Origin of the sequence: Gemmatirosa kalamazoonensis, assembly GCF_000522985.1 — a bacterium.
GTDB lineage: Bacteria > Gemmatimonadota > Gemmatimonadetes > Gemmatimonadales > Gemmatimonadaceae > Gemmatirosa > Gemmatirosa kalamazoonensis.
On sequence record NZ_CP007128.1, the window covers coordinates 3,636,708 to 3,658,633 of the forward strand.

19 protein-coding genes, 2 tRNA genes and 1 riboswitch are annotated in these 21,926 nt (G+C 72.6%); of the genes, 19 read left to right on the plus strand and 2 right to left on the minus strand.

Going from position 1 to position 21,926, the window contains the following annotated elements:
- Window positions 1-6: 6 nt before the first annotated feature.
- The 11 genes from ptsP to clpB all read left to right on the plus strand — a co-directional run bounded on the left by ptsP (window position 7) and on the right by clpB (window position 14,425).
- A complete protein-coding gene (ptsP, locus tag J421_RS15690) occupies window positions 7-1,752 on the plus strand; it encodes a phosphoenolpyruvate--protein phosphotransferase (RefSeq protein ID WP_025412130.1) in 1,746 nt (581 codons plus the stop codon).
- Between the two features lie 116 nt (window positions 1,753-1,868).
- Window positions 1,869-3,041, plus strand: a complete 1,173-nt coding sequence (gene metK / locus J421_RS15695) for a methionine adenosyltransferase (RefSeq protein ID WP_025412131.1) — start codon at window positions 1,869-1,871, stop codon at window positions 3,039-3,041.
- Between the two features lie 80 nt (window positions 3,042-3,121).
- Window positions 3,122-3,658 (plus strand): bifunctional nuclease family protein, encoded by a 537-nt coding sequence (locus J421_RS15700; protein ID WP_025412132.1) that lies wholly within the window; start codon window positions 3,122-3,124, stop codon window positions 3,656-3,658.
- A 1-nt stretch (window position 3,659) separates the two neighbouring features.
- Window positions 3,660-4,865 (plus strand): transthyretin-like family protein, encoded by a 1,206-nt coding sequence (locus J421_RS15705; RefSeq protein WP_025412133.1) that lies wholly within the window; start codon window positions 3,660-3,662, stop codon window positions 4,863-4,865.
- A 57-nt stretch (window positions 4,866-4,922) separates the two neighbouring features.
- Window positions 4,923-5,039: riboswitch (cobalamin riboswitch) on the plus strand.
- Between the two features lie 50 nt (window positions 5,040-5,089).
- Window positions 5,090-6,034 (plus strand): ABC transporter substrate-binding protein, encoded by a 945-nt coding sequence (locus J421_RS15710; RefSeq protein ID WP_025412134.1) that lies wholly within the window; start codon window positions 5,090-5,092, stop codon window positions 6,032-6,034.
- A 10-nt stretch (window positions 6,035-6,044) separates the two neighbouring features.
- On the plus strand, window positions 6,045-7,019 hold the full coding sequence (locus tag J421_RS15715) for a FecCD family ABC transporter permease (RefSeq protein WP_158508810.1): 975 nt from the start codon (window positions 6,045-6,047) through the stop codon (window positions 7,017-7,019).
- Window positions 7,016-7,816: an ABC transporter ATP-binding protein gene (locus J421_RS15720; RefSeq protein ID WP_104022687.1), complete on the plus strand. Its 801-nt coding sequence runs from the start codon at window positions 7,016-7,018 to the stop codon at window positions 7,814-7,816. Before J421_RS15715 ends, J421_RS15720 begins: the two co-directional genes overlap by 4 nt.
- A 38-nt stretch (window positions 7,817-7,854) precedes the next feature.
- Window positions 7,855-9,819: a TonB-dependent receptor plug domain-containing protein gene (locus tag J421_RS15725; RefSeq protein ID WP_025412135.1), complete on the plus strand. Its 1,965-nt coding sequence runs from the start codon at window positions 7,855-7,857 to the stop codon at window positions 9,817-9,819.
- A 58-nt stretch (window positions 9,820-9,877) separates the two neighbouring features.
- Entirely contained in the window at window positions 9,878-10,681 is an 804-nt protein-coding gene (recO, locus tag J421_RS15730) for a DNA repair protein RecO (RefSeq protein WP_025412136.1), read from the plus strand.
- A gap of 400 nt (window positions 10,682-11,081) precedes the next feature.
- Window positions 11,082-11,534, plus strand: a complete 453-nt coding sequence (locus J421_RS15735) for a hypothetical protein (RefSeq protein WP_148306349.1) — start codon at window positions 11,082-11,084, stop codon at window positions 11,532-11,534.
- Between the two features lie 284 nt (window positions 11,535-11,818).
- The gene (clpB, locus tag J421_RS15740; RefSeq protein ID WP_025412138.1) at window positions 11,819-14,425 is read left to right on the plus strand and encodes an ATP-dependent chaperone ClpB; all 2,607 of its coding nucleotides are present in this window, start codon (window positions 11,819-11,821) and stop codon (window positions 14,423-14,425) included.
- 34 nt (window positions 14,426-14,459) lie between these two features.
- Here clpB and J421_RS15745 read toward each other — a convergent pair whose 3' ends face one another.
- Window positions 14,460-15,221, minus strand: a complete 762-nt coding sequence (locus tag J421_RS15745; RefSeq protein ID WP_025412139.1) for a hypothetical protein — start codon at window positions 15,219-15,221, stop codon at window positions 14,460-14,462.
- A gap of 109 nt (window positions 15,222-15,330) precedes the next feature.
- On the opposite strand from J421_RS15745, the gene tadA reads away from it, so the two are divergent.
- From tadA to J421_RS15785, 8 genes are all read left to right on the plus strand, one after another.
- Complete coding sequence (tadA, locus tag J421_RS15750; protein ID WP_025412140.1) at window positions 15,331-15,837, plus strand: tRNA adenosine(34) deaminase TadA; 507 nt, start codon at window positions 15,331-15,333, stop codon at window positions 15,835-15,837.
- A gap of 37 nt (window positions 15,838-15,874) precedes the next feature.
- Window positions 15,875-15,961 (plus strand) — tRNA-Ser (locus J421_RS15755).
- Window positions 15,962-16,061: 100 nt separating this feature from the next.
- Window positions 16,062-16,149: transfer RNA gene (locus tag J421_RS15760), tRNA-Ser, on the plus strand.
- A gap of 84 nt (window positions 16,150-16,233) precedes the next feature.
- A complete protein-coding gene (locus J421_RS15765; protein WP_148306350.1) occupies window positions 16,234-17,532 on the plus strand; it encodes a hypothetical protein in 1,299 nt (432 codons plus the stop codon).
- 40 nt (window positions 17,533-17,572) lie between these two features.
- Window positions 17,573-18,133, plus strand: a complete 561-nt coding sequence (gene pyrR, locus J421_RS15770; protein WP_025412142.1) for a bifunctional pyr operon transcriptional regulator/uracil phosphoribosyltransferase PyrR — start codon at window positions 17,573-17,575, stop codon at window positions 18,131-18,133.
- The gene (locus J421_RS15775; protein ID WP_025412143.1) at window positions 18,133-19,107 is read left to right on the plus strand and encodes an aspartate carbamoyltransferase catalytic subunit; all 975 of its coding nucleotides are present in this window, start codon (window positions 18,133-18,135) and stop codon (window positions 19,105-19,107) included. Before pyrR ends, J421_RS15775 begins: the two co-directional genes overlap by 1 nt.
- Window positions 19,104-20,396, plus strand: a complete 1,293-nt coding sequence (locus J421_RS15780) for a dihydroorotase (RefSeq protein WP_025412144.1) — start codon at window positions 19,104-19,106, stop codon at window positions 20,394-20,396. The genes J421_RS15775 and J421_RS15780 overlap by 4 nt, the downstream gene beginning before the upstream one ends.
- Before the next feature lie 82 nt (window positions 20,397-20,478).
- Window positions 20,479-21,396 (plus strand): hypothetical protein, encoded by a 918-nt coding sequence (locus J421_RS15785; RefSeq protein WP_025412145.1) that lies wholly within the window; start codon window positions 20,479-20,481, stop codon window positions 21,394-21,396.
- Between the two features lie 96 nt (window positions 21,397-21,492).
- On the opposite strand, the gene rpsT is transcribed toward J421_RS15785, so the two are convergent.
- Window positions 21,493-21,741: a 30S ribosomal protein S20 gene (gene rpsT, locus J421_RS15790; RefSeq protein WP_025412146.1), complete on the minus strand. Its 249-nt coding sequence runs from the start codon at window positions 21,739-21,741 to the stop codon at window positions 21,493-21,495.
- Between the last annotated feature and the right edge of the window lie 185 nt (window positions 21,742-21,926).

Below are 21,926 nucleotides of genomic sequence, written 5' to 3' on the forward strand. Positions count from 1 at the left end.
GCGCCCGTGAGCTTCGTCCTCCGCGGCATTCCGGCCTCTCCCGGCATCGTCACCGGCCCGGTGCACCTCCTGCGCTGGGAGGTGCCCGACGTCCCACATCGCATCGTCCCCGACGAGGCGATCCCGCGCGAGCTCGCGCGCCTGCACGACGCGATCGCGCGCGCTCGCGATCGCCTGGAGAGCGTGCGCGCGCGCGCCGAGCGCCACGCCGGCGCGGAGGAGGCGGCGATCTTCGACGTGCAGCTCACGATCCTGCAGGACGCCGAGATCCTCACCGAGATCGAGGGGCTCGTGCGGCAGAACCTCGGCGCGGAGAAGGCCGTCGACCTCGCGATGCTCGAGTGGCGCCGCCGCTTCGAGCGCAGCCCGCACGCCATGCTGCGCGAGCGCGTCGGCGACCTCGTCGACGTGCAGATCCGCGTGCTCACCGCGCTGCTCGGCCTTCCCGACCACGACCCGGTCGACGTGCCGAAGGGCACGTGCGCGGTGCTCGTCACGCACGACCTCACGCCGAGCCTCACCGTGCAGCTCGACCGCGAGGCCATCTCGGCCATCGCGACCGACGCCGGCACGAACACGTCGCACATCGCGATCCTCGCCCGGTCGTTAGGCCTCCCCGCCGTCGTCGGCCTGCGCGACGCGACGTCGCGCCTCACGGGCACCGAGACGATCGTCCTCGACGGCGGCGCGGGCACGCTCACGGTCGATCCGACCGACGCCGAGGTCGCGGCGTTCCAGGTGCGTGCGCAGCTCGAGGCGCAGGAGGTCGAGGAGCTGCGCCTGCTCGCGTCCGCCGAGCCGGTGACGCTCGACGGTGAGCCGCTCGTGCTGCGCGCGAACGTCGATCTGCCGGAAGAGGCGGAGCAGGCGGCGAACAGCGGCGCGGACGGCGTGGGCCTCATGCGCACCGAGTTCCTCGTCGTCGGCCGCGCCACGATGCCCGACGAGGACGAGCAGTACCGCGCCTATGCGCGCGTCGTCGACGCGTTCGGCGGCCACCCCGTGGTCATCCGCACGTTCGACGTCGGCGGCGACAAGCTGCCCGTCGGCGGGTTCCCGGTCGAGCCGAACCCGTTCCTGGGCTGGCGCGCGATCCGCATGTGCCTCGACGAGCCGGAGCTGTTCAAGACGCAGCTCCGCGCGCTGCTGCGCGCCGCCACGCACGGCGACGTGCGCATCATGCTGCCGCTGGTCGTCACCGTGGAGGAGGTGCGCGAGGCGCGCGCGCTCATGGAGGAGTCGGCGGCCGAGCTGCGCGCCCGCGGCGTGCCGCACCGCGACGACGTCGCGTTAGGCGTCATGATCGAGACGCCGGCCGCCGCGGTCTCCGTCGACACGTTCGCCGGCGAGGTCGCGTTCTTCTCCATCGGCACGAACGACCTCGTGCAGTACACGCTCGCCGTCGACCGCGGCAACGCGCTGCTCGCGCCGCGCTTCACGCCGCTCCATCCCGCCGTGCTGCGGCTCATCGCGCGCACGGTGGAGGTCGCGCACGACAACAACATCGAGGTCGCCGTGTGCGGCGAGATGGCGTCGCAGCCGCTCATGGCGTTCGCGCTCATCGGCCTCGGCCTGCGGCAGCTCAGCGTCGCGGCGCGCAACGTCCCGGCGGTGAAGCGCATCGTGCGCGGCATCCACGCCAGCCGGGCCGCGGACGCCGCGCGCCGTGCCCTCCGCGCCGGCACCGCCGCCGAGGCCGAGCGCATCCTGCTCGAGGCGCTGGAGCGGGAGCTCGGCCGCGTCACGGCGTAGCGTTACGGCGTAGGGGAGATCTGCGCGGGTTGCCGGGCCCTGAGGCCCGTCTTAGAGTACGACCACCCGCCACCGCCGGCCCAGAACGCCGGTTCCCCCGTTCGTCGTGAGCCGCCGTGCCTGCGCGCCATCTCTTCACGTCCGAGTCCGTCACCGAAGGCCACCCGGACAAGATCGCCGATCAGATCTCCGACGCGGTCCTCGACGCGATCCTCGAGAAGGATCCCGCCGCCCGCGTGGCCTGCGAGACGCTCGTCACGACCGGCCTCGCCGTCGTCGCCGGAGAGATCACCACCGACTGCTACGTCGACATCCCGGACATCGTGCGCGGCACGATCCACCGCATCGGCTACACCGATGCGTCGTACGGCTTCGACAGCAAGACGTGCGCGGTGATGAGCACGATCGACAAGCAGTCGCCCGACATCGCGCAGGGCGTCGACACCGGCGGCGCCGGCGACCAGGGGATGATGTTCGGCTACGCGACCGACGAGACCGAGGAGCTGATGCCGCTCCCCATCGTCCTCGCGCATCGCATCACGCGCCGCCTCGCCGATCTGCGCAAGCAGGGACGCCTCTCGTGGCTCCGCCCGGACGGCAAGGCGCAGGTGACCGTGCTGTACGAGGACGGCCGCCCGAAGGAGGTCGAGACCGTCGTCGTCTCCACGCAGCACTCCGAGACCATCGGCAACAAGGAGCTGCGCGAGGCGATCGTGGAGGAGGTCGTGAAGCCGTCGGTGCCCGAGGGGCTGCGCGCGCCCGACCTGAAGTACCACATCAACCCCACCGGCCGCTTCGTCATCGGCGGGCCGCAGGGCGATGCCGGCCTCACCGGCCGCAAGATCATCGTCGACACCTATGGCGGCATGGGCCGCCACGGCGGCGGCGCGTTCAGCGGCAAGGATCCGTCGAAGGTCGACCGCTCCGCCGCGTACGCCGCGCGCTGGGTCGCGAAGCACGTCGTCGCCGCGGGGCTCGCGCGCCGCTGCGAGGTGCAGCTCGCGTACGCGATCGGCGTCGCCGAGCCGGTCTCGGTGATGGTCGAGACGTTCGGCACCGGCACCGTGCCCGACGACCGCATCTGCGAGGTGGTCAGCGCGACGTTCCAGCTCACCCCGCGCGCCATCTCCGAGGCGCTCGCCCTCCGCAAGCCGATCTTCGGCGCCACGGCCGCCTACGGCCACTTCGGCCGCACGCCCGAGACGATCAGCAACGGCGCCGGCGAGAAGACGCTGTTCACGTGGGAACGCACGGACCGTCAGGACGCCCTCCGCGGCGCGCTGCGCTGAGGCGGGCGCCCCGACCGGCTGACCCCGGCACCGGCCGCGCGCCGCGGGGTACCTTTCTCTGACGTTCTCCGGAGATGCCGATGGTCGAAGTCCTCGTGTCCCGGCTGGGGCTCGACAGCTCGACGAACACGTACGTGGTGATCCTGCAGGAGAAGGACGGCTCCCGCCTGCTGCCGATCTGGATCGGTCAGCCCGAGGCGGAGGCCATCGTGATGCAGATGAACAACGTCAAGCGCGAGCGGCCGCTCACCCACGACCTCTGCAAGAGCCTCATCCTGGGGCTCGGCGCGTCGCTCCGCCGCGTGCACATCACGAAGGTCCAGCATCGCACGTACTTCGCCGAGCTGCACCTCCACGGCCCGAGCGGCGAGGCGCAGATCGACGCGCGCCCGTCGGACTCCATCGCCGTCGCGCTGCGGCTGCAGGCGCCGATCTTCGTCGAGGAGTCGCTGCTCGCCGCGGCCTCCGAGGAGCTCGACTCCGGTGAGGAGTCCGGCTACACGTCGCCGCCCGCCTCGCCGAAGTCGGGTGAGCGCACCGAGTCGCTCAGCGCCGAGCAGCTCAAGCAGTACCTGGAGAACCTGCGTCCCGAGGACTTCGGGAAGTTCAACATCTAGCGTGTCGCGCCTGCGACTCGCCGCGCTCGTCCTGCTCGCCGCGCTCGTTCCGGCGCTCGGCGGCGCCCAGCCTAACGCCGGCAGCGCCGGCAGCGCCGGCAGCGGCGGCACGCGGTCCGTCGAGGGACGCGTCCTCGTGCAGCGAGAGAAGGGGCCCGACCCCGTCGCGAATGCCTGGGTGACGCTGCACCGCGTCGCGTCCGACAGCGCGGGCCCGCTCGATTCCACGCGCACCGATGCGACGGGCGCGTTCGCGTTCCGGTACCGGCCGTTCGGCGGCGACGACGCGATCTACTTCGTGTCGGTTCGCTTCGGCGGTGTGGCGTACTTCACGAACCCGCTGCGCGAGCCCGACGTGCGCGGCGAGAGCGCGGAGATCTCCGTCTACGACACGACGTCGAAGCCGGTGCCGATGACGGTGCGCGGGCGGCACCTCATCGTCTCCGGCGCGGACGCGACGGGATCGCGCGACGTCATCGAGGTCTACGAGATCTCGAACGACTCGTCCGCCACGATGCTCGACCGCGAGGGCGACGCGCGCGGCACCTGGTCCGCGCCGGTGCCGCCGCAGGGACGCTCGTTCCGCGTGCGCGAGGGCGAGGTGCCCGCCGACGCGCTGACGCTCGCGAACGCGCGTGCCGTCCTGCACATGCCGTTCGCCCCGGGACTGAAGCAGATCGCGTTCAGCTACTCGCTGCCCGCCGCGGATTTCCCGCTGCACATCACGGTCGAGCGGCCGGCGTCGGTGTTCGAGATCCTCGTCGAGGACCCGCGCGCCGACGTGCGCGGCCCGCAGCTCACGCCGGTCGATCCGGTGCTCGTCGAGGGACGCTCGTTCCGCCGCTTCCTCGGTCAGGACGTTCCCGCGGGCGCGCGCATCTCGATCGACGCGCCACCGCCGGCGCCCCTGTGGACGCGGTGGATCGTCCCCGCGCTGCTCGCGACGCTCGGCCTCGCGATGGTCGGCGCGCTCGCGCGGCCGCGCCGCCGCCGCGCGCTCGCGACCGGGGGACCCGCAGCCGCCGTCGCCGAGCCGCCGGTCGACGCGGACGCCGCGGCCCTCGCGCAGCGCATCGCGTCGCTCGACGATGCGTTCGAGCGCGAGCCCGCGCCGAACGCCGACGCGCGCGAGCGCTACCTCCGCACGCGCGAGGATCTCAAGGCGGCGCTCGCCGCCGCGCTTGCTCGCCCCGGTACGCCTCGCTAGCATACGCGCACGCCGTTCGCGGCGCCGTATTCACAACTCGACGCGCACGCGGGACACGGAAGCCGGTTCGATGCCGGCGCGGCCCCGCCACTGTATCGGGCACGACACGCACGCTCTGTACGCCACTGGCCTAACGGCTGGGAAGGCGAGCGACGCGGCCCGGAGCCAGGAGACGACTCGCCTGCGCGCCACCACACGAAACCCTCGGGGGAGGGTCGGTGGCCATGATTCGCACGCGTCTCACGCTCGCGTCGTTCGCGACGCTCGCTCTCGTTGCGCAAGGCTGCGGTGCCGCCGCGCGCGACGTCCCCGACTCCACGACGGCGACACCTCGAGCAGCGGCCGCGCCGAGCGGCGTCGACGACTTCGGAGCACCCGTCCCACGCGGACACCGGCCCGAGCGCATCGTCTCGCTCAACCCGACGACGACGGAGCTCCTGTTCGCGCTCGGCGCCGGCGGCCGGCTCGTCGGGCGCACGCACTGGGATCAGTATCCCTCCGAGGCGCGCGCCGTTCCCGACCTCGGCCCCGGCATCCGGCCTAACGTCGAGGCGGTGCTCGGCGCGCGGCCCGACCTCGTGCTCCTCTACGCGAGCGCGGACAACCGCTCGGCCGCCGACGCCCTGCGCGCCGCGGGCATCGCCGTCGTCGCGCTGAAGGTCGACCGCATCGCCGACTTCTTCCGCTGCGTGCGCCTCGTCGGCGACGCGATCGGCGAGCGGCCGCGTGCGGATTCCGTCGTCGACAGCGTGTCGCGCTCGCTCGACCGCGTGCGCGCCGTCACCGCGAACGTGGCGCGGTTGCGCGTGGTCTGGCCGCTGCTCGCCGATCCGCTGTACGTCATCGGCGGCGGGAGCTTCATGAGCGAGCTGCTCGACGCCGCGGGCGGCCGCAACGTATTCGCCGACATGCCGCAGCCGTCGCCGCAGGTCGGCCGCGAGGAGGTCCTGCGGCGTGACGCGGACGTCGTCGTCGCGGCCCCCAGCTCCGTTAGGCGCATCCTCGCCGATCCCGCGTGGCGCGGCCTCACGGCCGTGCGCGAGGGCCGCGTGTACGCCGACGACACGACGCTCGTCGAGCGGCCGTCGGTGCGCCTGGGTGAGGCGGCGCGCTCCATCGCGCTCCAACTGCACCCCGAGCTGCGCGACCGCCTGTCGTCGCCGCGCTGAGCGCCGCGCCGTGCGTCTCCGCTACTGGATCGCCGGCGCCGTCGCGCTGGCGCTGCTCGCCATCGCTGGCGTCGCGTTAGGCGCCGTCACGCTTCCCGTCGGTGCGGTGTGGGCGGCGCTTCGCGGTGCCGGCGACCCGACCACGCTCGTCATCGTCCGCGACCTGCGCCTGCCGCGCGTCGCGCTCGCGGCGCTCGTCGGCGCGGGGCTCGGCACGAGCGGCGCCGCGCTGCAGGGAGCGCTCCGCAACCCGCTCGCCGAGCCGTATCTGCTCGGCGTGTCGGGGGGCGCCGCGGTCGGCGCGGTGATCGCCACCGGAGCGGGGCTCTCCATCGCCGCCGCGTTGCCGATCGGTGCGTTCGGCGGAGCCGTCGCGGCGGCTGCCGCGGTGCTCGGCGTCGCGCGCGCGGCGGGCGGCATCGGCGACGCGAGGCTCCTCGTGATGGCGGGCGTCGTCGTCGGCGCGTTCGCGAACGCCGCCGTGATGATCCTGCTCGCGGCCGCGCCGGCCGACACCGTGCGCAACGCGCTCTGGTGGATGATGGGCTCCGCGTCCGACGCGCGGTGGCCCGCCGTCCGGTGGCTCGCGCTCTACGCGCTGGTGTCGGGCACCGTGCTCGTCGCCGGCGCGCGTGACCTCGACGCACTCGCCCTCGGTGCCGACCCGGCCGCTGCGCTCGGCGTCGACGTCGACCGCGCGTCGCGGCGCGTGTTCGTCACCGCCACGCTGCTCGCCGCGGCGACCGTGTCGGCGGCGGGGCTCGTCGGGTTCGTCGGGCTCGTCGTGCCGCATCTCGCGCGGGCGTGCGGCGCGCGCGCGCATCGGCCGCTGCTCCTCGCCGCGGGGCTGTTCGGCGCCGCGCTGCTCGTCGGCGCGGACGTCGTCGCGCGCGTCGCACACCCGCCGGTGGAGCTGCCGCTCGGTGCCGTGACCGCGATGATCGGCGTGCCGTTCTTCCTCTGGCGACTACGGGCGACTCGATGAGCGACGCGCCGCTGCTCGCGTTCTACGGGGTGAGCGTGCGCTACCCGCGCGCCCGCGCCCGCGCGCTCGACGGCGTGAGCCTCGGCGTGCCGCGCGGTCGCGTGACCGCGGTCGTCGGGCCTAACGGAAGCGGCAAGAGCTCGCTCGTCCGCGCGCTGCTCGGCCGGGTGCCGCTCGAGGCGGGCGACATCCGCCTCGAGGGCGCGAGCGTGCGCACCATGGATCCGCGCGCGCTCGCGCGTCGCGTTGCCGTCGTCACGCAGCGTGAGGAGCTCGCGTTCCCGCTCCGCGTGCGCGAGTACGTCGCGCTCGGCCGGCTGCCGCACGGCACGCGCTGGTCGGTGTCCGGCGCCGCCGACGCGGAGGCGGCGGCGCGCGCGATGGAAATCGCCGGCGTCGGCGACTTCGCCGACCGCCCGACCGACGAGCTGTCCGGCGGCGAGTGGCAGCGCGTCCGCGTCGCCCGCGCGCTCGCGCAGGGCGGCGAGGCTCTCGTGCTCGACGAGCCCACCACGTTCCTCGACGTCGCGCACGAGATGGCGCTGTTCGAGATCGCCGACGGCCTGGCCCGGGACGGCCGCGCGGTGTTGCTGGTGAGCCACCAGCTCAACCTCGTCGCGCGCTTCGCGCAGCACATGGTGCTGCTCCACGCCGGGCGCGTCGCTGCGTCCGGCGCGCCCGCCGACGTCATGGACGGCCCCACCCTCGAGCGCGTCTACGACTGGCCGCTCGTCGTCACCCGCGACCCCGCGACCGCTGCGCCGGCCCTCGTGCCGCTGCGCGGCGGGCGCCGATGACTTCCTCGACCGATTTGATCCTCCAACGCGCTCCTTCGATGCGATCCTTTGCCACGCTCGTTCCCGCACTCGCCCTGCTCGGCGCCCGCGCCGCCGCGCAGCCGCCCGCGCCTAACGGACGCGACACCACGTCGCTCGGACCCGTCGTCGTCACCGCGACGCGTGTCCCCGTCGCCGCCTCCACGTCGAGCGTGACGGTGTTGAGCGGCGCCGACCTGCGCGCGCGCGGCGTGACGCGCGTCGCCGACGCGTTGCGCGAGGTGCCCGGCATGCACCTCGTGCAATCGGGCTCGTTCGGCGGCGCCACGTCGCTGTTCCTCCGCGGAGGACAGAGCAACTACACGAAGGTGCTCATCGACGGTGTCCCCGCGAACCTGCCCGGCGGCAGCTACGACCTCGCGTTCCTCACGACCGACAACGTCGAGCGGATCGAGATCGTGCGCGGTCCGGCGAGCGTGTTGTACGGCTCCGACGCCGTCTCCGGCGTGATCCAGATCTTCACGCGGCGCGGTGTCGGCCCCGCGACGCCGACGGCGAGCGCGCGCGGGGGCACGTACGGCACGTTCGACGGCGACGTCGGCGTCGCGGGCGGCTCGGCGCGCGCTGGATACTCGGTAGGCATCGCGCATCACGCGTCGAGCGGGCTGCTGCCCGAGAACAACGAGTTCCGCAACAGCGTCGCGAGCGCGCTGGTGCGCGTGCGCCCCGACGACCGCAGCGACGCGCGCCTCAGCGCGCGCTATTCCGACGGCACGTTCCATTACCCGACGAGTGGCTCCGGCGCGGTCGTCCCGTTCCAGCACGCGCGCCGCGGCGATCGACGCCTCACCGTGGGGCTCGACGCCGGCCGGTTCCTCGCCTCGCGTGTCGAGGGCAGAGTCGCGCTGACCGACAACGAGACGCGCGGCCGCTCCGTCGACGACCCTACGGCGCCTGCCGACACGCAGCGCTTCTACTCGCGCAGCACGAGCGCCGACGTGCGCCGCAGCGGCGACGCTCGCGTGAACGTGTACGTCACGCCGGCCGACGTGTTCACCGCCGGCATCGAGCTGTCGCGGCAGAGCGAGCAGTCGGACGGCACGTCGCAGTTCCAGCGCTTCGCGCCGAGCAGCACCCACTTCGACGAGCGGCGCGCGAACACGGCGTACTACGCCCAGTGGGTCGGCCGCGCCGGCGCCGCGCTGTCGTACACGGCGAGCGGACGCATCGACGACAACGACCGCTTCGGTACGTTCGGCACGTACCGCGTCGGCGCAGGCTACGCGCTCCCCGCGGGCACGCGACTGCGCGCCGCGGTTGGCACGTCGTTCAAGGAGCCGCTCTTCTCCGAGCAGTTCACGACGTCGTTCACCACCGGCAACCCCGATCTCGCGCCTGAGCGCGCCACCACCTGGGAGGCGGCCGTCGAGCAGTCGCTCGCCGGGGGGCGTGCGACGCTGGGCGCGACGTACTTCGACCAGCGCTTCCGTAACCTCGTGCAGTACCGCGCCACGCCGACCGGGTCGCCGGCCGGCCCGAACTACTTCAACGTGGCCTCGGCGCGCGCCAACGGCGTCGAGCTCGAGGCCTCGGTGGCGGACGTCGCGGGCGCCACCGTGCGGGCGGCCTACACGTACCTCCACACCCGCGTCGACGACGCGGGCTTCGGGGCGAGCGGCACGTTCGTGCTCGGCGAACGGCTGCTGCGCCGTCCGACCCGCACGGCGAGCCTCACCGCGCTCCGGCCGTTCGGCCGGCGCGTCTCGGCGGGCGCGACGCTGAACTACGTCGGCGCGCGCGACGACCGTGACTTCGCGAGCTTCCCGGCGACCGCCGTCGTGCTCGGCGGCTACGCCACGCTCGACGCGTCGCTCGACGTCCGACTGCTGGACGCCGGGCCGCGCGCCCCGGTCGCGCTCACCGCCCGGGTCGAGAACGCTCTCGACCGCCGGTACGAAGGCGTCTTCAACTTCGCCGCGCCTGGCCGCACGGTGCTCGTCGGGGTGCGGCTCGGAGGCCGCTGACCGACCCCGGTCCGACGAGGGGCAGACCGTCGGGGCCGCGCCGGGGTACATTTCCGACGTGGCCCTGATCCAGACCGACGCGGTCGTCCTGCACGCGTTCAGCTATCTCGAGAGCTCGCGCATCCTCCGTCTCGCGACGCGGGACGCGGGTGTCGTCGCGGTGCTGGCGAAGGGCGCCCGTCGCGCGTCCCGCCGTTTCGGCACGGCCGTCGACCTGTTCGCTGAGGGGCAGGCGCAGTTCTACGCGAAGCCCGGACGCGACCTGCACACACTCGCCGGGTTCGACGTCACGCGCTCGCGCCCCTCGCTCGCCGCCGATCTCGGCCGGTTCACGGCCGCGTCGGCGGTCGCGGAGCTGATGCTCCGCTTCGGCCGCGACGACGCCGAGCCGTCGCTCTACGAGGCCCTCGTCACGGCGCTGGATCGGATCGGGCTGGCACCCCGCGGGGAGACACGCGAGGCGGGCCTGGCCGGGGCGTGGCATCTGGTCGCCGAGCTCGGGTTCGGGCCCACGATCGCCGAGTGTGCCGAATGCCATACGCCGGTGCCACTCGATCGACCGGCGGCGTTCAGCCACCCGGCGGGAGGCACGCTGTGTGACCTCTGTGCGCGGATGGCGGGGCTGCGTCGGCTGCTGCCGGCCCCCGCGCGGCTGTCGCTGCACGAGTGGCTGCGCGGGGCCGAGTCCGCGACGCCGCTCGACGATCCCGCGGCGCGAGCGCATCAGCGGCTGCTCCGCGAGTTCCTGCGCGAGCATCTCACCGATGGGCGTCCGATGCGGGCGCTCGAGGCGTGGGAGGGGGAGCGGTGGAACTCGCCGGCGTCTGCGGCGGTACCGGAGGGTGGACGCGGACTTGCGTGACGGCTGGAGCGTGGTGATCTGCGTTACGGCCGCAGCCGTTTGTGCGTCGAGACAGGTGACGAGGGGCCGGCGCCGGCTCGGCGAACTGATCAGTCAGCCCCTCGGCGAGCCCGACCGTGGCTTGCTTCGTGGCACGAACATGGCGACGCCGCCAGCGACAGTTGACAATGTGCTCGAGGTGAGCCCGGGAAGTACTTGCAACTATTGAGGTTGTAGTAGGAGTATCCGTAGCTTCCCGCGTTCGCGCGATCGTGACTTAGCGAGGCTCGGCTCGTGTAGGGTGTGAAGTTCTTGCACCGGCTGAGCCGTTTCGTTAGCTTGCGAACGCGCGAAGTGTATTCACTCACCCATCATCAGGAGTCTGCACCAGGCACCTAGTCTGTCAGATTTGGAGAGGACCATGAAGCTCCGTTGGGCAGCACTCACAGTAGTGCTCGCTCTCAGCGCGCTCATGCCGCGCGGTGCATCCGCCCAGACGTCGCAACCGCCGTCGGGCCAGCGCCGCTCTGGGTCGGTGGGGCAGAACTACCCCAATCCGTTCAATCCCACTACCCGGCTCCCGTTCACCGTCGGCGACACCGCGCAATGCGATGGTAGTCGACATCGAGTCTCGCTCCGGATCTACAATCTGCTCGCGCAGGTCGTAGCCATCCCGGTAATCGAAGGCGCCTCCTCCACCACCGGTGGCGGCGAGCCGATCGAGAACATCGAGCTCGAGTGCGGGCGGTACGTTGCGTTCTGGAACGGGAAATACCTGAGCACCAGTCGGGACGCCGCGTCCGGCGTCTACATGTACCGACTGGAGGTGGACGGCCGGACGGCTGCCGTCGGAAAGATGTTCTACGGCAAATGACCGCCATCTCGCTCGGAGCGAGCATTCGAACCGCCGATCGGCATCCGCCGGTCGGCGGTTCTCGCTTTCGTTCTACCTCCGGCTCGCCCTCGGGGTCACCTCGGCTGCCGTTCTGACCGGCGCCCTGACACCGCCACGGACGCCCGCCGTCGCCACGTGCCAGGGAGGCGCGAAAGGGCGGCACCGCGATTGCCCGCCTCCCGGGTGACCATCGCGCGCTACACGTCCGCGATCGCCGCGCGACGAGGTCACGCGAAATCCCACTCTCGAGAACCCGACCGATGATCAACGCCGACCGGCTGACCGTCAAAACCGCCGAGGCGCTCAACGATGCGGTGGCGCTCGCCCGCCGCGCCGGCAATCCCCAGGTCTACGACGTACACCTCCTTCTCGCGTTGCTCGCGCAGGACGAGGGCATCGTCGTTCCCATCCTGCAGAAGCTCGGCGTCAACGTCACTGATTTCCGCCGACGCGCCGAGGCCGAGGCCGCGCGCTACCCCAAGCAGACGGACGCGCAGCCCACCGTCTCGCGCGAGCTGAACCAGGTGCTCGACCGCGCCGAGAAGGAAGCGAAGGATCTCGGCGACGAGTACGTCTCGACCGAACACGTGCTCCTCGCACTCGGCAACGTGAAGGGCACCGACAGCTACACGCTGCTGAACGCGGTGGGCGCCGACTACGGCGACCTGAAGGAGGCGCTGAAGGCCGTCCGCGGCGCCCACAAGGTCACCGACCAGAATCCGGAGGAGAAGTACCAGGCGCTGAAGCGCTTCTCCACCGACCTCACGGAGCGCGCGCGCGCGGGCAAGCTCGATCCGGTGATCGGGCGCGACGAGGAGATCCGGCGCGTCGTCCAGGTGCTGTCGCGCCGCACGAAGAACAACCCGATCCTCATCGGCGAGCCGGGCGTCGGCAAGACTGCCATCGTCGAGGGGCTCGCCCAGCGCATCGTGAACGGCGACGTCCCCGAGTCGCTGCGCAACAAGACGCTCATCTCGCTCGACATCGGCGCCATGCTCGCCGGCGCGAAGTACCGCGGCGAGTTCGAGGAGCGGCTGAAGGCGGTGCTGAAGGAGATCACGAGCGCCGAGGGCAAGTTCATCGTCTTCATCGACGAGACGCACACCATCGTCGGCGCCGGGAAGACCGAGGGCTCTCCGGATGCCGGCAACATGCTGAAGCCCGCGCTCGCCCGCGGCGAGCTGCGCGTCGTCGGCGCGACCACGCTCGACGAGTACCGCAAGTACATCGAGAAGGACGCCGCGCTCGAGCGCCGCTTCCAGCCCGTGTACGTCGGTGAGCCGAGCGTCGAGAACACCATCGCGATCCTGCGCGGCCTGAAGGAGAAGTACGAAGCGCATCACGGCGTGCGCGTCACCGACGGCGCCGTGGTCGCCGCCGCCACGCTGTCGCACCGCTACATCGGCGATCGCTTCCTTCCCGACAAGGCGATCGACCTGCTCGACGAGGCGGCGAGCCGGCTGCGCATCGAGATCGACTCGATGCCGCAGGAGATCGACGAGGTGGAGCGGCGCATCATCCAGCTCCAGATCGAGCAGGCGGCGCTGAAGAAGGAGACGGATCCGGCGTCGAAGGAGCGGCTCGCCGCGCTCGAGCGCGAGCTGGCCGATCTGCGCGAGCGCTCGTCGGCCATGAAAGCGCAGTGGCAGCAGGAGAAGGAGACGTTAGGCGCCGTCGGCCGCATCAAGCAGGAGATCGAGCAGGCGCGCGTCGATGCCGACCAGGCCACGCGGCAGGGCGACCTCGCGAAGGCGGCCGAGATCACCTACGGTCGCATCCCCGAGCTGCAGCGGCAGATGAAGGACGCTGAGGCGAAGCTCGCGTCGCACAACGGACGGCCGCAGTTCCTGAAGGAGGAGGTGACGGCCGACGACATCGCCGAAGTCGTGGCACGGTGGACCGGCATCCCGGTCACGCGCATGATGGAGAGCGAGCGCGAGCGCCTCACGAAGCTCGACCAGGAGCTCGCCCGTCGCGTCATCGGGCAGGACGTCGCGGTGCGCGCCGTGGCCGACGCGGTGCGGCGCAGCCGTGCCGGTCTGCAGGATCCCAATCGCCCGATCGGGTCGTTCATCTTCCTCGGTCCCACCGGCGTCGGGAAGACGGAGACGGCGCGCGCGCTCGCCGAGTTCCTGTTCGACGACGAGCAGGCGATGGTGCGCATCGACATGTCGGAGTACATGGAGAAGCACGCCGTCGCGCGGCTCATCGGCGCGCCGCCGGGCTACGTCGGATACGAGGAAGGGGGGCAGCTCACCGAGGCGGTGCGCCGCCGGCCGTACTCGGTCATCCTGTTCGACGAGATCGAGAAGGCGCATCCGGACGTATTCAACATCCTGCTGCAGATCCTCGACGACGGGCGCCTAACGGACTCGCAGGGACGCACGGTCGACTTCCGCAACACGGTCATCATCATGACGTCGAACGTCGGCAGCTCCTTCATCCTGGAGCACGCGCAGGACGACTGGGCGCTCGTGGAGACCGAGGTGTGGAACGCGATGCGCGAGCACTTCCGACCAGAGTTCCTGAACCGCGTGGATGACATCGTGCTCTTCAAGCCGCTCACGGAGGAGCACATCGACCGCATCATCGATCTGCAGCTCGGCCGGCTGCGGCGGCTGCTCGCCGATCGCAAGCTCACGCTGGAGCTCACGCCCGAGGCGCGCGAGCTGCTGGCACAGGAGGGCTACGACCCGGCGTTCGGCGCGCGGCCGCTGAAGCGTGCGATCCAGCGCATGATCCAGAACCCGCTCGCGCTGGCGGTGCTGGAGGGGCGGTTCAACGAGGGGGACACGATCGTCGCGCGGCCGGACGGGAAGGGCGCCCTCGAATTCGCCCCCGAAACGGCGCGCGTCCCCGCCGGCGTGTGACGGCGGGGACGCGCTCGGACGTGCAGCCGCGCGATCAGCCCCGGTAGCGCCGCTCGTCCGGGACGACCGCGGGAACGGCTTCGGTGATCGGCGGCGCCGGCGGGATCGCGGCGCCGCCGCTCGCGTCGGCGAACAGGCGCGTGAGGAACCGTTGGCCCTCCGCCACGCGCTCGACCTCGATCGCGATCGTGTCCACGGCCGTCTCCAGGCGCGCGAGGCGCTGGACGGTCTCGGGGTCGTGCGCGGGCCGTGGATGGTTCGCGCGGCGCCACATCAGTCGCGCGGCGGCGAACGCCATTGGCGCCAGGACGAAGATGGTGAACAGCGAGCCGACGGCCATCGCGCCGCGTGCAGCGAAGTCCGTGTCGAAGCGGCCGCCGCGTGGCAGGGACAGCGATCCCGACGCCAGCACGTTCGCGGGCGCGGCCGTGAGCTGCTGGCCGGTGACGGCGATGTCGTTCTCGAGCTGCAGGATGCGGCGGTCGAGAAACTGGAGCCGCTGCTCGAGGCCGACGCGATTCGCGCCGTCGGCGGTGCGAAGCCGCTGCGCGAGCTGGTTGCGCCGCGAGGTCGCGGACACGAGCTGGTCGGACAGCTCCGATCGGCGCGCGCGCAGCGCCGAGAGCTCCTGCGCCGTGCGCGGGACACCGATGAGAAACGACGGTCCCTGCAGGGCGGTCGGGCCGAGCGCGGCGGGCGGCGGCGCCGGAGCGATGTCTGCCGGCGCGCCGGAAGGCGGAGGCGGCAGCTGGGGAGGCTGGGGCGGCTGGGGGCCGGCCGTCTGCGGAGCGGTCATGGGGTATCGTACGGGGCCGGAGAACGCGGGTTTCCCATCCAGTGTGCGCGCGCTGCGCCGGACGCGCCACCCGGTCGCACGCGTCCGGGCGGCGGATTAGTCTCACGCCATGCGAGACACGGACGACGAGCACTGGATGCGCGAGGCCCTGGCGCGCGCGCGCGACGCGGCCCGGGACGCCGAGGTGCCGGTGGGTGCCGTCATCGTGCGCGACGGCGAGCTGCTCGCGGCGGCGGCCAACCGTACGCTGCGCGATCAGGATCCGACCGCGCACGCGGAGACGCTCGCGATCCGCGCCGCCGCCGCATCGTTAGGCCGGTGGCGGCTCGACGACTGCACGCTCGTCGTGACGCTGGAGCCGTGCGCCATGTGCGCGGGCGCGATCGTGCTCGCGCGTCTCGCGCGCGTAGTGTTCGGCGCGTGGGACGACAAGGCGGGCATGGCCGGCTCCGTGGGCGACCTGCTGCGGCACCCGCGGCTGAACCACCGTCCGCAGGTTCGCGGCGGCGTGCTGCAGGAGGAATGCGGCGCGATGCTGCGCGACTTCTTCGCCGCACGACGCGGCCGCATCGACGCACCGCTCGAGGGTCCGTTCACCGACCAGTCCGCGCGTTGACGCAGACGTTTAGTCGGGCTAAATTCTGAGGCTGCAAGGACAGGTGGCCGAGTGGTTGAAGGCACCGGTCTCGAAAACCGGCATACCGGCAACGGTATCGAGAGTTCGAATCTCTCCCTGTCCGTCCGGGTGGGAGCTTGAGCGATCAAGCTCCCACCCTTCTTGCTGAAACTGGATAGACCTTGCTGGAGCGCGCGCGTCCATCGACTGTGACGGCGCGTGCTGGACAGGTGGCCGAGTGGTCGAAGGCGCACCGCTGGAAACGGTGTAGGCGTCAAAAGCGTCTCGAGGGTTCGAATCCCTCCCTGTCCGCTGAGCGCCCGCCCGATCCCGTCCGGGATCCGGCGGGTGCGCGCGTTTCAGTGCCGGCCGCGCGGTGCCGAGACTTTCGCGGGCATGCCACGCCCCACACTCGCCGATGCCGCGCCCGTGATCCTGCGCCCCACGCGGGAGGAGCGGCTGCGCGTGGTCCGTCGCCGACTCGGCGTGCTGCTCGCCGCATACGTCTGCGCGCTGCAGCTCGCGGCGGCGCTCGAGGCGACGACGTTCGCGTGGCCGCTGCGCGCGCGGTTCGAGTGGGCGCCGTCGCTCGCGACACTCGCGCTGGCGGCGCTGCGTGGCATCCCGCTCGGGTACTTCCTCGCGTTCGCGGTGCGCGGCCGCACCGTGTTGAAGGCGAGCCTGGCCGCCGGCGCGGGCCTCGGCACGGCGCTCGAGCTGTGCGCGCTGCTCGGCGCGCGGCCGGTGACGCTGGCCGCGATCGCCTGCGTCGGGATCGGCGGCGTGGTCGGCGCGCTGGCGTTCCTGCTCCTCGCCCGTCGGCTGCGAGCGAGGGCATCGAACGACGCACTGCTGCTGGCGCCGGATCTCCCGCTCGTCGGCGGCGCGTACGTGGCGGCGCCGTTGCTCTGGCTCACCGCGTCGGCCGCCTCCGCGTTCGACGCGAACGGACCGCGTTGGGGGTTGATCCTGCTCACGCTGTACGGCGCGTCGCTCGTCGGCAGCGCGCGGGCAAGCCGGGGGCCGGCCGGTGGCGGGACGCTCGCGCACGGCCTGGCGGCGGCGCTGTGGTCGCTCGTCGGCCTCGCGCCGATGGTCTCGTCGGCCCCGATGGCCGTCGCGGCGCTCGCCGTGAGCGCGGGCGTGTTCGCCGCGCTGCACCCGATGCTGCTCGGCGCGCGCGGCCGCGAGCGACGGGTGGAAGGCCCGGCACTTCGGCGTGCGCTGCCGCTGCTCGGGCTGTACCTGGCGCTCGCCGCGCTGGCGCCGATGGCCGCCGCGCGCGCCGGACAGCCCGGCGCATGGGCCACGTGGGCCGTGCTCGCCGCGTCGCTGCCCGCTGGCGGGTGGTGCGAGCTCGCGGCGGCGATGACGGTGACCGGCTATGCGCTCACCGAGCTGCAGGGCCGTCGGATCGACGAGGGCCTAACGCCGTGGCGCGTCGCCGCGCCGTGGGTCGCCGCCGTCGCGGTGGCGGCCGCGGCGCTCCGCGTCTGCGCCGAGGTGCCCGAGCCGTCACTGATGCTCGCCGCGCGGTTCGCGGCCGGCGCGTTCCTGTGCATGGCCGCGGCGCGGGGCGGCGCGGGACTCTACGAGCTGCAGCGGCGACATGCACGGGCGCACGCGATCGAGGCCGGCGTGCGCGGGGTGAGCGCGAAGCGCGCGCGGGGGACCGTGGCCGGGAGCGTCGCGTAGCGCGACCAGGCGGTGCCGCGGGCGGTTATATTCGCCGCTCATGGCAACGACACAGACCACGGTGCTCGACGCGCGCGCGATGAAGCGCGCGCTGAAGCGGATGGCCGACGAGATCGTCGAGCTGAACGCGGGAACGGACGGGCTGATTCTCGTCGGCATCCAGCGGCGAGGCGTGCAGCTCGCGGAGCGCCTCGGGGCGCTGATCCAGGAGAGCGAGGGCGTGGACGTGCCGCGCGGCGCGCTTGACATTACGCTCTATCGCGACGACCTCCAGACGGTGGGGCCGCGGCCGGTCGTCGGGCCGACGTCGCTGCCGGTGGACATCGACGGGCAGCGCGTGGTGATCGTCGACGACGTGCTGTACACGGGGCGTACCGTGCGCGCCGCGCTCGACGAGCTGGCGGACTTCGGACGGCCGGCGCGGATCGGGCTCGCGGTGCTCGTGGATCGCGGTGGACGCGAGCTACCGATCCACGCCGACATCGTCGGCAAGCGGCTCGACGCGGGTATGGCGGGCCCGGTGGACGTGCTCGTGCAGGAGCTCGACGGGCGCGACGCCGTGGTGGTGACGCTCGGCGACGACGCGGGCTCGGAGGTGTGATGCCGGTCGCCCCGACCCAGCTCGGCAAGGATCTCCTCGCGCTCGAGCCGCTGTCGGCCGAGCAGATCCGGCTCATCCTCGACACCGCGCAGCCGTTCCGCGAGATCAGCGAGCGCGCGATCAAGAAGGTGCCCACGCTGCGCGGGCAGACGTGCGTGAACCTCTTCTTCGAGGCGTCAACGCGCACGCGCGTGTCGTTCGAGTTCGCCGAGAAGCGCATGAGCGCCGACACGGTGAGCATCGCGGCGTCGGGATCGAGCGTGCAGAAGGGCGAGACGCTGGTCGACACGGCGCGCAACCTCGAGGCGATGCGGATCGACATGGTCGTGATCCGTCACGGCGCGTCCGGCGCCGCGCAGTTCCTCGCCGAGCGCATCGAGTCGAACGTGATCAACGCCGGGGACGGCACGCACGAGCATCCGACGCAGGGGTTGCTCGACCTGCTCACGCTGCGCGACAAGTTCGGGCGCCTGGAGGGGCTGCGCGTGTGCATCGTGGGCGACGTGCTGCACTCGCGCGTCGCGCGCTCGAACATCTGGGGCCTGAAGAAGCTCGGCGCCGAGGTGGGCGTGTGCGGCCCGCGGTCGCTGCTGCCTAACGCGATCGACGAGCTGGGCGTCGAGGTGTTCGACCGCGTGGAGGCGGCGATCGAGTGGGCGCAGGCGCTGAACGTGCTGCGCCTGCAGCTGGAGCGCATGGAGGCGGGGTACATCCCGTCGCTGCGCGAGTACAACCGCGTGTTCGGCGTGACGCGAGAACGGCTCGAGCGCGCGCCGCGCGACCTGCTGATCCTTCATCCGGGCCCGATGAACCGCGGCGTCGAGATCGACAGCGACGTGGCGGATGGGCCGCACAGCGTGATCCTCGAACAGGTGACCAACGGCGTGGCGGTGCGAATGGCGGTGCTCTACCTCCTCGCCGGCGGGCGGCCGGAGCTCGCGGAGGCGGCGAAGGGCCGGGGAGGCGACGCGTGACGCGACCCATTCTGCTGCGCGGCGGGCGCGTGCTCGACCCGTCGCAGGGACTCGATCTTCCGTCGGGCGACGTGCTGCTCGTCGACGGCCGCGTGCAGCATGCGGGCGAGCGCGTCGGGACGCCCGACGATGCGGAGACGATCGACTGCGCGGGGCTCGTCGTGTCGCCGGGCTTCATCGACGTGCACTGCCACCTGCGCGAGCCGGGGCGGGAGGACGTGGAGACGATCGCGACGGGCGCGCGCGCGGCGGCGGCGGGCGGCTTCACCGCCGTATGCGCGATGCCTAACACCGATCCGGTGACCGACAACCAGGCGGCGGTCGGGTTCATCATCCGGCAGGCGATCCGTGCCCAAGCCGCGCGCGTGTACCCGATCGGCGCGATCACGATGGGGCAGCGCGGCGAGTCGCTCGCCGAGTTCGGCGAGATGGTGGGCGCCGGCGCGGTCGCGGTGAGCGACGACGGCAAGCCGGTGGTGAGCGCGCAGATGATGCGCACGGCGCTGGAGTACGCGCGCACGTTCGGCATCCCGGTGGCCGACCACTGCGAGGAGCCGACGCTCGCGAAGGGCGGCGCGATGAACGAGGGCCTAACGTCGGCGCGCCTCGGCCTCCGCGGCATCCCGAGCGAGGCCGAGGAGATCATGGCCATCCGCGACATCCTGCTCGCGCGGCGCACGGGCGGCCACGTGCACCTGTGCCACATGAGCACGAAGGGCTCCGTCGAGCTGATTCGCTGGGGGAAGGAGCGCGGCATCAACGTCACCGCGGAGGTGTGCCCGCACCACCTGTCGCTGACCGACGAGGCGGTGGAGGGCTACGACACGAACGCGAAGATGAACCCGCCGCTGCGCACCGCGGAGGACGTGGAAGCGCTGCAGCAGGCGGTGCGCGACGGCACGATCGACGTCGTCGCGACGGACCACGCGCCGCACCACTACGACGAGAAGGAGCGCGAGTTCGCGGACGCGCCCAACGGCATCGTGGGGCTGGAGACGGCGCTCGCGGTGCTCGTCACGTGGCTCGTGCAGCCCGGGGTGATCGACTACGCGACGCTGGTGGAGAAGATGGCATGCGCACCGGCGCGCGTGTTCCATCTCCCGGGCGGGACGCTGCGGCGCGGGAGCCCCGGCGACGTGACCGTGTTCGACCCCGAGCGCGAGTGGGTGGTGGACCCGACGCGCTTCCGCACGAAGGGGCGCAACACGCCGTACGCCGGGCAGACGCTGCGCGGCCGCGCGGTGTGCACGATCGTCGACGGTCGTGTCGTACACCACATGGGCGCGTGACGTGGCGCACTGAGCGCGCGCGCCGCGCGCTATATTCCGCGTCCCACCGACGATACCGGCCGCCCGGCCGGGAGAGGCAGCGATGACCAACGCGATGACGGTGCCCGCGGACGAGATCCGCGGGCTGATCGAGGAACGGGAGCGCTACGAGGGCTGGCTCACGGCGCTCGAGGCGCGCCGTGGCGCGACGCCGGGGCACGTGTTCGATCGCGTGCGCGCCGACTACGACACGCGGCTGCAGGGCGTGCGCGATCGGCTCGCCGAGCACGTCGGCCCGCTGCAGGCGGCGGAGGCCGACCTCGCGCGGCGCTACGACGAGGTGTCGCGATCGCTCGGCGAGCGGCAGGACCAGCTCGCGGAGCTGGAGCTGCGCACGCTGGTGGGCGAGTTCGCGGCGGACGAGGGGGAGCGCCGCGTCCAGGAGGCGGCCGCCGCTGTGCGAGAACTGGATGGCGCGCGACGGAGCACCTCCGAGGAGCTGACCGAGCTGCGCGCGCTGCTGCAGCGGGCAGGTGGTTCGCCGAGCGGTCCGTCGCCCGAGGCGCCGGTCGCGCTGACGGGCGAGATCCGCGGCCCGGCGGCTCCGGCGCCCGACGCGGCCGCCCCCGCCGCGCCGGCCGCCGATCGCATGGCCGAGCGTGCGGCACCGAGCGGGCTCGCCGACGCGTTCGACGCCGCGGCCCGCGACGAGTTGGCGCCGCCGGCGGCGACGACCTCCCAGGCCGCGCAGACCGCGCCATCGACACCTGCCGCGGATCGCCGGGCGGCCGGGTGGCCGAGCGGGCAGCAGGTGGCCGGCGCGGCGGACGACGAGAGCTTCGTCGGCACGGGCCAGCGACTCGACGCGCTCGCGGCGTCGCTCGGCGGTGCGGTGGCGCCGCCGCCGGCGGCGTCGGGGGCGGGGCAGGAGCGCACGCTCCGCTGCCAGGACTGCGGCGAGATGAACTATCCGACCGAGTGGTACTGCGAGCGGTGCGGTGGCGAGCTGGCGGCCATGTGAGGCGGGCATGCGAGCGGAGAAAACGCGGCGGGGTCCCTCGATCGAGGGACCCCGCCGCGTTTCGTGACCCGGTGTCGTGGCGCTAGGCGCCGAGGCTCACTGCGCGCCGGCGGCCGTCTTGCGGGCGATCTGCGCCTTGTGGCGCGCCGCCTTGTTCTTGTGGATCAGGCCCTTGCGGGCGGCGCGGTCGAGCTGGCTGACCGCGTTCAGCTTGTCGGCATCGGACGCGCCGTCGGCGCGCCCCTTCTTGAGGGCGGTGCGGAGCGCCGAGCGCTGCGCACGGTTGCGCACCGCGGCGGCGCGCGACTTCCGCATGTTCTTCTTGGCGGACGCGATATTCGGCACTTGGGAGTTCTCCTGATGTGTTGGCGCGCGGGTCACGCGAGCCTCGAAGGCTACCGACCGAGGCGGTGCATGTCAAGGCAGGACAGGCAGTTGGCGCATCTCACCGGTTTGACCCGCGGGGGGCACCCTCGATAGGTTTCGCGCTCGCCGCCGCCGTCCGGCGCGGCCGGCACTCCCGGGGCTTC

What these genes read in the sequence shown, in the direction of transcription:
- J421_RS15700 (WP_025412132.1), top strand. Translation starts at nt 3,122, where the DNA reads ATGGTCGAAGTCCTCGTGTCCCGGCTGGGGCTCGACAGCTCGACGAAC.
- J421_RS15710 (WP_025412134.1), top strand. Translation starts at nt 5,090, where the DNA reads ATGATTCGCACGCGTCTCACGCTCGCGTCGTTCGCGACGCTCGCTCTC.
- J421_RS15720 (WP_104022687.1), top strand. Translation starts at nt 7,016, where the DNA reads ATGAGCGACGCGCCGCTGCTCGCGTTCTACGGGGTGAGCGTGCGCTAC.
- J421_RS15725 (WP_025412135.1), top strand. Translation starts at nt 7,855, where the DNA reads ATGCGATCCTTTGCCACGCTCGTTCCCGCACTCGCCCTGCTCGGCGCC.
- J421_RS15735 (WP_148306349.1), top strand. Translation starts at nt 11,082, where the DNA reads ATGAAGCTCCGTTGGGCAGCACTCACAGTAGTGCTCGCTCTCAGCGCG.
- J421_RS15745 (WP_025412139.1), bottom strand. Translation starts at nt 15,221, where the DNA reads ATGACCGCTCCGCAGACGGCCGGCCCCCAGCCGCCCCAGCCTCCCCAG.
- tadA (WP_025412140.1), top strand. Translation starts at nt 15,331, where the DNA reads ATGCGAGACACGGACGACGAGCACTGGATGCGCGAGGCCCTGGCGCGC.
- J421_RS15765 (WP_148306350.1), top strand. Translation starts at nt 16,234, where the DNA reads ATGCCACGCCCCACACTCGCCGATGCCGCGCCCGTGATCCTGCGCCCC.
- pyrR (WP_025412142.1), top strand. Translation starts at nt 17,573, where the DNA reads ATGGCAACGACACAGACCACGGTGCTCGACGCGCGCGCGATGAAGCGC.
- J421_RS15775 (WP_025412143.1), top strand. Translation starts at nt 18,133, where the DNA reads ATGCCGGTCGCCCCGACCCAGCTCGGCAAGGATCTCCTCGCGCTCGAG.
- J421_RS15785 (WP_025412145.1), top strand. Translation starts at nt 20,479, where the DNA reads ATGACCAACGCGATGACGGTGCCCGCGGACGAGATCCGCGGGCTGATC.